At 49.3% G+C, this 13146-nt stretch carries 11 protein-coding genes; 3 read left to right on the forward strand and 8 right to left on the reverse strand.

What is annotated here, in order from left to right; translation table 11 throughout:
• Positions 1 to 2: 2 nt before the first annotated feature.
• The 7 genes from ruvX to KFV11_RS07070 form a co-directional block, all read right to left on the reverse strand.
• Positions 3 to 425: a Holliday junction resolvase RuvX gene (gene ruvX, locus KFV11_RS07040; protein WP_149458500.1), complete on the reverse strand. Its 423-nt coding sequence runs from the start codon at positions 423 to 425 to the stop codon at positions 3 to 5.
• Positions 418 to 687: an IreB family regulatory phosphoprotein gene (locus KFV11_RS07045; protein WP_149458499.1), complete on the reverse strand. Its 270-nt coding sequence runs from the start codon at positions 685 to 687 to the stop codon at positions 418 to 420. Before KFV11_RS07045 ends, ruvX begins: the two co-directional genes overlap by 8 nt.
• A gap of 61 nt (positions 688 to 748) precedes the next feature.
• Positions 749 to 3376, reverse strand: coding sequence for an alanine--tRNA ligase (alaS, locus tag KFV11_RS07050; RefSeq protein WP_254249571.1), 2628 nt, complete (start codon positions 3374 to 3376; stop codon positions 749 to 751).
• Between the two features lie 233 nt (positions 3377 to 3609).
• Complete coding sequence (recD2, locus tag KFV11_RS07055; RefSeq protein WP_254249572.1) at positions 3610 to 5991, reverse strand: SF1B family DNA helicase RecD2; 2382 nt, start codon at positions 5989 to 5991, stop codon at positions 3610 to 3612.
• 4 nt (positions 5992 to 5995) lie between these two features.
• Positions 5996 to 6655 (reverse strand): tetratricopeptide repeat protein, encoded by a 660-nt coding sequence (locus tag KFV11_RS07060; protein WP_149458496.1) that lies wholly within the window; start codon positions 6653 to 6655, stop codon positions 5996 to 5998.
• A gap of 57 nt (positions 6656 to 6712) precedes the next feature.
• A complete protein-coding gene (gene mnmA / locus KFV11_RS07065) occupies positions 6713 to 7825 on the reverse strand; it encodes a tRNA 2-thiouridine(34) synthase MnmA (protein ID WP_254249573.1) in 1113 nt (370 codons plus the stop codon).
• Positions 7818 to 8972: a cysteine desulfurase family protein gene (locus tag KFV11_RS07070; RefSeq protein WP_254249574.1), complete on the reverse strand. Its 1155-nt coding sequence runs from the start codon at positions 8970 to 8972 to the stop codon at positions 7818 to 7820. The genes mnmA and KFV11_RS07070 overlap by 8 nt, the downstream gene beginning before the upstream one ends.
• Positions 8973 to 9106: 134 nt before the next feature.
• Between KFV11_RS07070 and KFV11_RS07075 the strand changes: the two genes are divergently transcribed.
• The gene (locus KFV11_RS07075; protein ID WP_254249575.1) at positions 9107 to 10027 is read left to right on the forward strand and encodes a nuclease-related domain-containing protein; all 921 of its coding nucleotides are present in this window, start codon (positions 9107 to 9109) and stop codon (positions 10025 to 10027) included.
• Positions 10028 to 10345: 318 nt separating this feature from the next.
• Positions 10346 to 11341, forward strand: a complete 996-nt coding sequence (locus tag KFV11_RS07080; RefSeq protein ID WP_254249576.1) for an LLM class flavin-dependent oxidoreductase — start codon at positions 10346 to 10348, stop codon at positions 11339 to 11341.
• A 26-nt stretch (positions 11342 to 11367) separates the two neighbouring features.
• On the opposite strand, the gene cymR is transcribed toward KFV11_RS07080, so the two are convergent.
• Positions 11368 to 11787, reverse strand: a complete 420-nt coding sequence (gene cymR / locus KFV11_RS07085; RefSeq protein ID WP_149458491.1) for a cysteine metabolism transcriptional regulator CymR — start codon at positions 11785 to 11787, stop codon at positions 11368 to 11370.
• An 83-nt stretch (positions 11788 to 11870) separates the two neighbouring features.
• On the opposite strand from cymR, the gene KFV11_RS07090 reads away from it, so the two are divergent.
• A complete protein-coding gene (locus KFV11_RS07090; RefSeq protein WP_149458490.1) occupies positions 11871 to 13139 on the forward strand; it encodes a replication-associated recombination protein A in 1269 nt (422 codons plus the stop codon).
• The last annotated feature ends 7 nt before the right edge of the window (positions 13140 to 13146 follow it).

Genomic DNA, 13146 nt, shown 5'->3' on the forward strand with positions numbered 1-13146 from the left:
CCTTATGATTTAGAATTTAAATACCCTTGTAAAATAAAAACTGCTGCCATCTTATCGATTACTGCCTTGCGTTTCTTGCGGGATACATCTGCTTCAAGCAGAGAACGCTCTGCAGCGACGGTTGAAAGCCGTTCATCCCACATTACAATCTCAAGATGCGGACAAGCTGCTTTCAGCACTTCGCTGAAATGAATGGACGCTTCCCCTCGCGGACCTACAGTGTTGTTCATGTTTTTCGGTAGACCGATGACAGCGACATTGACATGATGCTCGTCAATGATCTCCTGCAGCCGGTCGAGTCCGAGGTAACCTTCCTGCTCATTGATACGGAGTGTTTCGAGTCCTTGAGCAGTCCATCCCATGGCGTCACTCAGCGCTACACCGATTGTCTTCGTGCCGACGTCAAGACCTATCGCCTTATTCATCAGCTTCCTTTTCAGCCAGGATATAGCTTGATACGAGCTGTTCCATTATATCATCGCGGTCCAGTCTTCTGATTTGATTACGCGCCTCATTGTGTCTTGGAATATAGGCAGGATCCCCGGACAGCAGATAGCCTACAATTTGACTGATCGGACTGTAGCCTCTCTCTTCGAGCGTGTTGTACACATTGAGCAGGACTGTACGAACTTCTTCTTTCGGCAGTTCATCAAAGTCAAACTTCATTGTTTTATCGAAATTTTCCACTGTTTACACCCCTTTTACTGACATTGCTTCACTTTGTATCATACTATAAACTGCATGTAATTTATAGTGAAGAAATATGCTCTTTAACAAATTGTAATGCAGCTGTTATTTTAGCAGGGTCATTAGCGCCGCCTTGAGCGGAATCCGGACGGCCGCCACCTTTACCATCTGTCACTGCCGCCACTCCTTTGATCAAGTCGCCCGCTTTCACGCGGTCAGTGAGTGACTTGGCAGCAGTTGCCATGTAGCTCAGCTTGTCATTAGCTGCAGCGAGGAAAATAACTGTATCAGGCAGCTTTGATTTATAGTCATCCATCAGTTCACGCAGTGCTTTGGCATCTTCTGCTTCTACTTCCATAATTAATGCGTCAATGCCATTGATGTGTTCTACGCGCTCTTTAATGTCGCCGACTTTCAGTGCGGATAATTCTTTCTGCAGTTCACCGACCTGCTTCACGAGCTGTTTCTCTGACTGCACAAGTTCTGACACTTTCGTCTCGAACTGTTCAAGGTCCCGTGCTTTAAGCGTCGTCATCAGTTCATTGACCGCTGTCTCATACTGCGTCAGGAATGCATAAGCTCCTTTACCTGTCACCGCTTCAATACGGCGCACTCCCGCACCGGTGCCTGATTCAGAGACGATTTTAAACAGACCGATTTCAGCGGTATTTCTCACATGGACGCCCCCGCACAGTTCAATCGAGAACTCGCTCATCTCGACGACACGGACGACATCGCCGTATTTCTCCCCGAACAGTGCCATCGCACCTTTGGCTTTCGCCTCATCAATCGGCATCTCTTCTATCACAACTTTAATATTCGCCCATATTTTCTCATTGACGATCGCCTCAACTTTATCCAGTTCATCGCGTGTCACAGGACCGAAGTGTGAGAAGTCAAAGCGCAGACGTTCAGGCGTAACGAGAGACCCTGCCTGATTGACATGTGTGCCCAGCACCTGTTTTAGCGCTGCATGCATTAAGTGCGTCGCGCTATGGTTTTTAATGACATCATTTCTGAAGTCTCTGTTGACCGCAGCTTTCACCGTCGAGCCGACATGGACACGGCCGAACTTGACGGTCCCGGTATGCAGATTCTGACCGTTCGGTGCTTTCGTCACTTCCGTCACTTCGATCTCAAAGTCATCATGGCTGACTGTTCCTCTGTCGGCTATTTGACCGCCGCTCACCGCGTAGAACGGTGTCTCACGCAGAATAAACTGAATCGTCTCTTCACCTTCCACTTCCTTGACGTCACTGCCGGCTGCAATAATATGTTCAATCTCAGTCGTATGTGTCAGCGTGTCATAACCGACAAAGCGGCTCGGCGTCGTGATGTTCGCAAGCGTCTCATTCTGCACCTGCATACTCTGTGTCTTCTGACGTGATTCTCTGGCACGCGTACGCTGTTGCTCCATCGCCGCGTCAAAGCCTGCACGGTCAATCTTCAGTCCGTTCTCTTCCGCCAGTTCCTCGGTCAGTTCAACCGGGAACCCGAATGTATCGTAAAGCTTGAAGACATCTGCCCCGTCCAGTTGTCGTGAACCGCTGAGCGCTGCGTCTTTCAGACGGTTGAAGTGAACAAGCCCTTCTTCCAGTGTCTCGTGGAATCTGTCTTCTTCTGACTTGATGACCCGCTTGATGAAATCTTTCTGCGCGTCCACATCTGGATAGTACGGCTTCATAATGTCTGCGACAATATCAACAAGCTCATACATGAAAGGCTGGTTGATATCCAGCTGCTGTGCAAATCTGACCGCGCGGCGCAGCAGGCGGCGCAGCACGTAACCCCGCCCTTCATTTGACGGCAGTGCACCGTCACCGATTGCAAAAGCCACTGTGCGGATATGGTCAGCGATCACTTTGAACGCGACATCTGTTGCCTTTGACACGCCGTATGTTCTGCCGGAAATCTGCTCTGTCTGCTTGATGATCGGCTGGAATAAATCTGTATCGAAGTTTGTGCGCACGTTCTGAGAAACGCTCGCCATCCGTTCAAGACCCATCCCTGTATCGATGTTCTGCTTCGGCAGCGGTGAATAGGTATGGTCAGGATTATGGTTGAACTCAGAGAACACTAAGTTCCATACTTCAAGGTAGCGCTCATTCTCACCGCCCGGATACATCTCCTCTATCGGATCGTCCTGACCGTAATCCTCACCACGGTCATAGAAAATCTCAGTGTTCGGACCAGACGGACCTTCACCGATATCCCAGAAGTTGCCTTCGATACGTGTAATACGGTCATCAGTCAGACCGATCTCATTCACCCACAGCTCATAAGCCTCTGTATCTTCAGGGTGGATCGTCACATAGAGCTTAGCAGGATCTATCGCCAGCCAGCGTTCACTCGTCAAAAATTCCCATGCGAACTGTACAGCTTCCTTCTTGAAATAATCACCGATGGAGAAGTTCCCGAGCATCTCAAAGAACGTATGGTGACGCGCCGTAAAGCCCACGTTCTCAATGTCATTAGTCCGGATGGATTTCTGGGCATTGACGATTCTCGGGTTGTTCGGAATGACCCGCCCGTCAAAATATTTCTTCAGTGTCGCAACACCTGAATTGATCCATAGCAGCGTATCATCATCAATCGGTACAAGCGGTGCAGACGGCTCAATCATATGGCCTTTTTCAACAAAGAAATCCAGATACATCTGTCTGATTTCAGCAGCAGTTAAACGTTTCATTAAATAATCTCTCCCTTAAAATAAAATAAACGTCCGCCCCAGAAAGGGACGAACGTGTTCGCGGTACCACCCTAGTTATGACTGACGTCATCACTCAAAGAATTATTAATTTACACCATGAATGCAGCCTTCAACTGATTGCTGCGCACCTTTCACCGGCCGGTACGTCTCTTTAGACAACAAAGCAGTTTACTCATCATTCACTGAATAATTAAATTATATGGACATTCATGCTATTCGTCAACTGTTTGATAATCATACGGTGAAATCCCGTCCATATTGATCATCGGTGCAATTAAATGCATATTGTCCTCTGTCAGTTCTCCGACCGGAATCGCAGCCGGCACCGTGTCCAGCGCTTCATCCGGCTTGAAATATTCCTGCAGCACCGTGCTGAAGGAAGTCATTCGTTCAAGTCCGGTTCTCGCGATTCCTTCATCGAATGCCTGCCGCTCCCCGCAGATAATGAGGGACTGCTTCGCACGGGTCAGCCCGGTGTATAGTATGTTTTTCTGCAGCATGCGGTAATAGGCACGCACGACTGGCATGATGACGATCGGAAACTCAGACCCTTGGGACTTATGTATGGAACAGCAGTAGGCGTGCGTCAGTTCAGTCAAGTCCTGCTTCGTATAAGTGACTTCGTTCCCGTCATAATCGACGATGACGACGTCTTTATTCAGCGCGTTCTCCGCCGCCATGAAAATACCGACCACTTCACCGATATCACCGTTGAACACGTTGTCCTCGGGCCGGTTGACCAGCTGCAGCACTTTGTCATTTTTGCGGTAGACGACATCGCCGAACGGCAGTTCCCGCTTATCATCAGCCTTCGGATTCAGTATGTCCTGCAGCTCCTGATTCAGAAACTTGATGCCGGCTTTCCCTTTGTATATCGGTGCCAGCACCTGGATATCCCGCTTATCATAGCCTTTATCCACAGCGCGGGTGACCACTTGATTGATGACCGCCGGGATCTGCTCGGTCGAACAAGGTATAAATGACCGGTCATTATAGCGCGCAGCGATATCGAACGGCTGATTACGCTTAATCTGATGGGCAAGCTCAATGATAGAGGACCCTTCCTGCTGCCGGTACACTTCTTCCAGCTCGACCTGCGGCATGATCTTTGATTCGATCATATCTCTGAATACCTGGCCCGGTCCGACTGACGGCAGCTGGTCCTGGTCACCGACAAAGATCAGCTGACAGTCATTCGGCACGGCACGCATCAACTGGAACATCAGCCATGTATCCACCATCGACATCTCATCGATAATGACGAGCTTAGCAGTGATCTCATTTTCAAGAATGTCGTCCGGCTTGCTTTCACGCGTCCAGCCGATCAGCCGGTGAATGGTCGTCGCTTCTAGCCCGGTTGATTCAGACAGCCGCTTGGAAGCCCGGCCGGTAGGCGCCGCAACTGCAATCGGAAAATCAGACTGCTCATAGTCCTTATAGTCCAGGCTGAGGCCGTGGAGCTCCGCATACAAGTTGACGATTCCGCGGATCACTGTGGTCTTACCTGTGCCGGGTCCGCCTGATAGAATCATCATCTTGCTGTTCATGGCTATCTGCAGGGCCTCGCGCTGCTTCCTGGCATAGCTCACTTCAAAGAGATCTTCAAGCTCCCCGATCATCAGCAGCACTTCCGACTGTTCAAACTGCTTGATGTTATCCTGATGGTTCATCAGCCGGTGGAGCGTCTGCACGGTCTTCATCTCAGAATAGAACAGACTCGGCAGATAAATGCGGTCCTGCTCTTTAACAAGCACTTTCTCTTCCGTCAGTTCCAGCAGTTTATGGACGAGCAGCCCGGTGTCCACTGTTTCCCCTGTCTTCGTCAGCAGGTGGTAAGATGTCTCAAGCAGCATATCTTCAGGGATATAAGTGTGTCCGTTCTGCAGACATGCCTGCTCCATCGAATAGACGAGTGCAGCCTTCAGTCGTTCGGGATGACTGCCTGCAATACCGAGACGATGGGCCAGTTCATCTGCTTTGTTGAAACCGATCCCCTGAATATCCATGACCAGCCTGTAAGGCGATTCTTTGATGACCCGGATAGTGTCTTCCTTGTAAAACTGATAGATCTTCATGGCGAGCTGCGGACCGAAGCCCCAGTCATTCAGCTTGATCATAGTCTTTTCAATCGCCTGATTTTCACTGATAGTCTGATAGATCATATCTTTCTTCTCAGGTGACAGCTTCGGCACCCGGTCCAGTGATGACCGGTCATCCATGATGATGTTCAGTGCATCCTCGCCGAGAATGTCGACAATCTGGCGCGCGATTTTCTTGCCGATTCCTTTGAACAGATCACTTGATAAATAATGGATGACACCGTCTTTTGTCTGCGGCATCTCTTTTTCAAACTTGTCCGCAGTCAGCTGTTTTCCGTATTTAGGATGCGTCACTGTCCGCCCGGTGAATGTATATGTATCACCTTCAGCGATCTGCGGGAAATAACCCGTCACTGTGACTTCTTCTTCAAAGTCTTCATTTGAATCAATCACTTCCGCTTTCAAGACAGTATAAAAGTTGTCGGCGTTCTGAAACAGAATCCGGGTGATCGTCCCTTTGACGAACGGCTGATCAAATAAAGACATATTCTCCACGCGGTTATTCCTCCTTCAACTGCTCAAACATCGTGATGGCATGCCCCGCCAGCAGATGATCGGGCTGAATCGCAGTCACTCTGTGAAATGTCTCGAGTGCACGCGCTGCATCGTCATCAGTCATATAGCGGGCAAGCGCGATGTTATATAAAGCATCGGTATGCTCCGGCTGTCCAGCGAGCAGCGCGTCAAGCACGCTCACTGCTTCTTCGTACATGGACAGCTGACAGAGCAGCAGCCCATACTGAAAAGCTACTTCATCATCAGCAGGCTTCAATTCATAGCTGCGCATCATGTAAGGCAGCGCCGACTGAAAATCGCCTGAATTAATGAAGCTCATACCGAGCATATAATGGATATCAGCGTCTCCGTTATTGACCGCCAGCGCTTTCTGATAAAGTGGGACCGCATCGGTATAGCGTTCATAGTTAAAGTAAATGTTCGCGAGGCCGTAGTAAGCACCGCTGTGCTCTGCATCAAGTGTCAGTGCCTTCCGGAAAAAGCGTTCCGCTTCTTCCACTTTGCCGGCATCTGCGAGGATGGTCCCGGCATTGATGTAATGGTTCGGTTCATCCGGATTTTCTTCTATCGCCTTAAAGAGCATGGCCAGTGCCTGCTCATATTTTTTCTGCTGAATCAGTTCAATTAAATACTGTTCGTTCATAGTAGCCTCCTGTTATCCCTATTATATCAGACTATAAAAAAGAAGACATATGTCTTCTCAGACGACATATGTCAGTTGATGGGCATGCTTATAAACATCGTCAATCGTTGCGCCGCCGAGACAGACTTCATTTTGATAGAAGACGACTGCCTGGCCCGGTGTGATAGCACGGACTGGTTCTGCAAAGGTCACTTTCAGCTGAGTATCAGATATTTTGTCGACAGTGACTTTCGTGTCCTGCTGGCGGTATCTGAACTTCGCTGTGCATTCAAGCGGTGACGAGAAATCCACCGCGTTGACAAAGCTGAAGTCAGAGGCGATCAAGTAATCGCTATACAGCGTGTCATGGTGGAATCCCTGCTCAACGTATAGTACATTGTCCTGCAGATTTTTACCGACAACAAACCATGGCTCACCATCACCGCCGATGCCAAGCCCGTGACGCTGACCGATCGTATAGTACATGAGACCAGTGTGTTCTCCCATCTCTTGACCGTCAAGCGTAGTCATACGGCCGTTTGTCGCCGGTAAGTACCGGCTCAGGAATTCCTTGAAGTTCCGTTCACCGATAAAGCAGATACCGGTCGAGTCTTTCTTCTTCGCTGTCGCGAGATTGTGCTCTTCCGCGATACGGCGCACTTCCGGCTTCTCCAGATGGCCGAGCGGGAACATCACATGCTGCAGCTGCTCCTGTGTCAGCTGGTTCAGGAAATAAGTCTGGTCTTTGTTGCTGTCTTTGCCGCGCAGCATTTCGACAGTACCGTCTTCATGACGTCTGACCTGTGCATAGTGACCAGTCGCGACATAGTCCGCACCAAGTTGCAGCGCATGGTCAAGAAATGCCTTGAATTTAATCTCTTTGTTGCACATCACGTCAGGGTTCGGTGTACGGCCTTTCTTATATTCATCAAGGAAATAAGTGAATACTTTATCCCAGTACTCCTGCTCGAAGTTCACCGCATAGTATGGGATACCGAGCTGGTTGCACACGGCGATGACATCCTCATAATCTTCGGTCGCTGTACAGACACCGTTTTCGTCTGTGTCGTCCCAGTTCTTCATAAAGATGCCGATCACGTCATACCCCTGCTCTTTCAGGAGCAGCGCCGTGACTGAACTATCCACGCCGCCGGACATCCCGACGACGACTTTTGTATGATGGTTATCCATTATATCCGCTTCTTTCTTTAGTCATTTCATATATTTTAAGCAGCTGGTCTGCCATATAGTCCAATTGTTCTTCCGTCATCTCATGGCCGAAGCTGAACCGGATGGACCGCTTCGTGCGCGGGTCCTCGCCGAACATCGCAGTGAGCACATGCGACGGTTCGATGGATCCTGCTGTACATGCTGAGCCGCTTGACACGTAGACACCTGCCATATCAAGCAGCGTCAGCATGAGCTCCACATCGCTGAACGGAAAATAAAGGTTCATGATGTGAGCAAGCTGCATATTTTTGTCGCCGTTCATTTCAAAGGGGACGGCCCGCTGCTGCAGACTATGAAGGAAATACTCCTTCAGCTGTGTCAGTCTGATGTTATGATGATCGAGCTGGTCAGCTGCCTCAGTCAGAGCGACTGCCATTCCTTTAATGAGCGGCACGTTCTCTGTTCCTGCACGGCGCTTCGTCTCCTGGGAGCCGCCGAGCTGTGAATACTCGATAGCTGTTCCCTGTTTGATGTAAAGCAGTCCGACGCCTTTAGGGCCGTAAAACTTATGCGCCGTCAAGCTGAGCATATCCACTTTCAGTTCTTTAACATCAATCGGCAGATGACCGGCCGTCTGCACAGCATCAACATGGAACAGTGCTTGATGACCGTCAAGCAGCTCACCGATGTCATCCACCGGCTGGATCGCACCGACTTCGTTATTGCCGAACATAATGGAGACCAGGATTGTATCCGGTCTCAATGCCGCCTTGAAATCCGTCAGCTGGACGACGCCGTATCTGTCCACCGGCAGATAAGTGACGTCAAACCCCTGCTTCTCCAAGTATTCGAAGACATGCAGCACAGAGTGATGTTCAACCTGAGTGGTAATGAGATGACGTCCAAGATGCTGATTCTTATAAGCTGCGCCTTTAATCGCTGTATTATTGGATTCTGTAGCACCGCTCGTAAACAGAATTTCTTTAGGCCGTGCATTGAGCACGCCCGCAATTTGACGACGAGACTGATCGATAATCTGCCGTGCCTCCCGCCCGATCTTATGAATAGATGACGGATTGCCGTAAGCCGTATGATAAACGGTCATCATCTCTTCAATCACCCGCGGAGCAACAGGTGTTGTCGCTGAATAATCTGCATACACTTGCATCTTGAACATCCTTTCCGTTTTTTTCAATACTCTATAATAGCACCGATTCATGTAAATAGCTAGTTACTGGAACTTTACAATTTGTAATCAATCATTTCGCGATTTTTACCGATTATAAAGTAGGAGGTGTTCGAGTGACGAGGACAATGATCAACTTAGAAGTAATGAGTAAGAGAGGCGTATTAGATGATGACGACAGGAAGCTGCTTGACAAGGAAAGGAACGGCTGGAACGGGGAACGGCTCGTTGGAGAAGTGCTGCAGAAGGTGCTTGACGGCCGGTGGTTCACGAGCAATATACTGCTCGAGCATGACCAGAACTATATCCAACTGGATCATGTCATCATTACCCGCCAGCGCGTCATTATATTAGAGGTAAAAAACCACCGTCACGATTATGAGGTCCGTTCCGGAAAATGGTATTTTCAAAACGGACGGGAAGTCAGTAATCCATTGAACCAGCTGGAGCGGGCTAAAAGCATACTCGCTCATTGGCTTCAACGACGAAAGATTTACTTGCAGGTTCATGGTTATATCGTCTGGACAGGTGACAGCCATATTTTCGGACTGCAGCCTGACGATGCAATCATCAAAATGACTAAACTGGCAAGAATAGCCAATGAGTTACAAGTCAGCGACGAGCTATTCCCTCAGCTACACGAAGTTTTTCTTACAGACCAACTGAAAACCAATCCATTCTATCATCATCGTGCTGCGGGTCAGCTCAAAAACGGCTTCAACTGTCCGTCCTGTTATTGTTTAAGTCTGAACGGCAGAAAGCAGCAGATGAAATGTATCGACTGCCGGACTACTTTTTCAATAAGTGAAGTCATCTACACTAATATGATTTATTACTGTTCAGTGCATAACGTCCATGAATTCAGCATCCGCTGTCTCGCGGAATTTTTCGGTGACTACTTTACAGTCAGGACACTCCAGCTTTATATCAGGAGCTATGTAGAGGCGCAGCGGCTCATCAAAATCAATCGCACCACTTATCGACTACCGGAGACGATTGACACCATGATTAAGGAGCACCTGTTAAGTAATAATTAACGGGTGTGTTCGTTTGGCGGGCCTCTTGCGAATATTCCTGCCGTTATATTCTTTTGGCGGGCTTCTTGCGAATATTCTGGCCGCTATATTCGTTTGGCGGGCCTCTTGCGAATATTCCTGCCGTTATATTCGTTTGGCGGGCCTCTTGCGAATATTCTGGCCGCTATATTCGTTTGGCAAGCTTCTTGCGAATATTCTGGCCACTATATTCGTCGGGGAACAATCCAGCAGTTAATCCAGTCGTCAGGCATATTCATTTCTCTGCTATTCCCTGAATGCTAAACTGTCCTATATAACCAGGAGAAAGAGGGCTTATCAATGAACAATACAAAGATTCCAGTAGCTGTACTGGACCTTGCTATATTAAGACAAGGAGAAACGAATCGTCAGGCCATCCAGAATGTTGTCAAGCTGGCGCAGACGGCCGAAGAGCTCGGCTATAACCGGTTCTGGATTGCAGAACATCATAATACGCCGAACTTAGCGAGTTCAGCGACAGTCGTTCTAATCAATCACGTGCTCGCGCACACGTCTCGTATTCAAGTGGGCGCAGGTGGCATCATGCTGCCGAACCATACGCCGTTAATAGTTGCTGAACAGTTCGGCACGCTTGAGACAATCTATCCGAACCGTCTGAACTTAGGGCTCGGCCGGGCACCGGGCACTGATATGATGACCGCAAGCGCCCTCAGAAGAAATCAGCATGAAGCTGTCTATACTTTTCCTGATGATGTCAAGGCGCTTCTTGACTATTTCGGTCCCGAACATAAGCAGGGCTATGTAAAAGCATATCCGGGTGTGGATACTAATGTGCCGCTATACATTCTTGGTTCATCCACTGATTCTGCCCACCTTGCAGCACGTCTCGGACTTCCTTATGTCTTCGCTGCTCACTTCGCACCGGAGCAGATGAAAGAAGCGATTGCTATCTACAGAAATCTCTTCACACCTTCTGAGTATCTGGCTAAGCCCTATGTCATGGTCGGCATGAATGTCATTGCTGCTGAAACTGACGAAAAAGCTGAGTTTCTCGCAACGAGCACGCATATGATGTTCCTGAGCATCGTCAGAAATTCAAGACAGCCGCTCCAGCCGCCGACTCATGACTTAGATGCCATCTGGAGTCCTCAGGAGCGACTGATGGCTACGTCCCGCACTAAAGCGTCGCTGATCGGCTCCAAAGAAACAATCGCGAAACAGCTTGCAGATTTCCAGGAACAGTACCATGCTGACGAAATCATTGCGGTGTCCTATATATACGACCTCGCAAAACAGCGCCGCAGCTATGAAATTCTGAAAGAAGTCACCTCATAAAATAAGCGGCTCCTAGGAGCCGCTTATTAAATATAGAACATGTAACCTTCAATAATATCTTCTTCTTTGTAGTTCATCAGATCTTCAAGTGTGGTTTCATCGAGTACCTGCTTCACGGCATCACGGATTTTGATCCAGAGCTGCTTCTGGGCAGCCGGTTCATCTTCTATGCCTTCTACAGGTGTGATTGGACCTTCAAGCAGACGGATGATATCTCCTGCGGTAATATCACCGGGCGCTTTCATGAGCTGATACCCGCCCTTTGCACCGCGGATGCTTCGGATGAGCCCGGCGTTTCTCAGCGGACCTACAAGCTGCTCGAGATAGAGATCGCTCAGTCCATTTTCTTCAGCGATTGACTTCAAAGAGACAGGCCCCTGTCCATAACGTTTGGCTAAGCTGATCATTAATGTGAGACCGTAGCGGCCTTTAGTTGATATTTTCATACAGACGACTCCTTTTTGTTAAATCAATTTTATCACATTTGACAGAAAGATAAGGTAAACTTTAATAAAAAAGGAGGACAATTATGGAACCATTAGCCTATAGAATGCGACCGACATCCATCGATGATGTCATCGGTCAGCAGCACCTCGTCGGTCCTGGGGGAATCATCAGAAGAATGGTGGATGCCGGACGGTTGTCCTCGATGATTCTCTACGGTCCGCCGGGCACAGGCAAGACAAGCATTGCCCGTGCCATTGCCGGCTCGACCGCTGCTAAATTCAGACAGCTGAACGCCGTCACTGACACCAAGAAGGACATGCAGCTCGTGGCGGAGGAGGCGAAGATGTCAGGGCAGGTGATACTGCTGCTTGATGAGATTCACCGGCTGGATAAGGCGAAGCAGGACTTTCTGCTGCCTCATCTTGAGAACGGCCGCATTATTCTGATCGGTGCGACAACTTCCAATCCCTATCATGCCATCAACCCGGCCATCCGCTCAAGAACACAGATTTTCGAGCTGCAGCCGCTGACAGAAGCAGATATAAAGCAGGCGCTTCAGCGGGCACTGACAGACAAGAAGAACGGCTTCGGCAATCAGGCAGTGGTAGTAGAGGGCCAGGCGATGGACCATTTCATCATGGCAGCAGGCGGCGACGTCCGTGCGAGCCTGAATGCTCTGGAACTAGCCATATTATCAACGCCTGACAAAGATGGTACCATCACTATTACTCGGCAGGACGCTGAAGACTGCCTGCAGAAAACATCCTTCAACTTTGATAAAGACGGTGATATGCACTATGACATTATGAGCGCCTTCCAGAAGTCCATACGCGGCAGCGATGTTGATGCGGCACTCCACTACCTGGCGCGGCTGATTAACGGCGGCGACCTGCCGACTATTGCGAGGCGGCTCTTAGTCATCAGTTTTGAAGACATCGGCCTTGCCTCACCTCAGGCTGCCTCGCGGACACTCGCTGCTATTGAAGCGGCAGAACGGCTCGGCTTCCCGGAAGCACGCATTCCATTGTCCCAGGCGGTCATCGAACTCTGTCTGAGTCCAAAATCCAACTCTGCTGTGACGTCTATTGACAGCGCCCTTGCAGATATTAACAAGGGCCGGACCGGTGACATTCCAGCCCATTTAAAGGACAGTCATTATCAGGGTGCGAAAACACTTGGTAATGGCACCGGCTACCAGTACCCGCATCAGTTTCCGGGCGGCTATATCAGCCAGCAGTACTTGCCGGATCAGCTGAAGGACGCCCGTTACTATCAGCCGAAAGAGACGAGTAAATCTGAGGCCCAGTTCAAGCAGATTTATGATAACATCAGCCGACAGAAAAAGAAGTGACAGCTCA

The sequence above is a fragment of the Macrococcus equipercicus genome, from assembly GCF_024205945.1.
Classification (GTDB): Bacteria; Bacillota; Bacilli; order Staphylococcales; family Staphylococcaceae; genus Macrococcus; species Macrococcus equipercicus.

Coding starts and splice junctions, on each gene's coding strand:
- KFV11_RS07090 (WP_149458490.1), top strand. CDS start 11,871: ATGGAACCATTAGCCTATAGAATGCGACCGACATCCATCGATGATGTC.
- ruvX (WP_149458500.1), bottom strand. CDS start 425: ATGAATAAGGCGATAGGTCTTGACGTCGGCACGAAGACAATCGGTGTA.
- cymR (WP_149458491.1), bottom strand. CDS start 11,787: ATGAAAATATCAACTAAAGGCCGCTACGGTCTCACATTAATGATCAGC.
- alaS (WP_254249571.1), bottom strand. CDS start 3,376: ATGAAACGTTTAACTGCTGCTGAAATCAGACAGATGTATCTGGATTTC.
- KFV11_RS07080 (WP_254249576.1), top strand. CDS start 10,346: ATGAACAATACAAAGATTCCAGTAGCTGTACTGGACCTTGCTATATTA.
- KFV11_RS07060 (WP_149458496.1), bottom strand. CDS start 6,655: ATGAACGAACAGTATTTAATTGAACTGATTCAGCAGAAAAAATATGAG.
- KFV11_RS07070 (WP_254249574.1), bottom strand. CDS start 8,972: ATGCAAGTGTATGCAGATTATTCAGCGACAACACCTGTTGCTCCGCGG.
- mnmA (WP_254249573.1), bottom strand. CDS start 7,825: ATGGATAACCATCATACAAAAGTCGTCGTCGGGATGTCCGGCGGCGTG.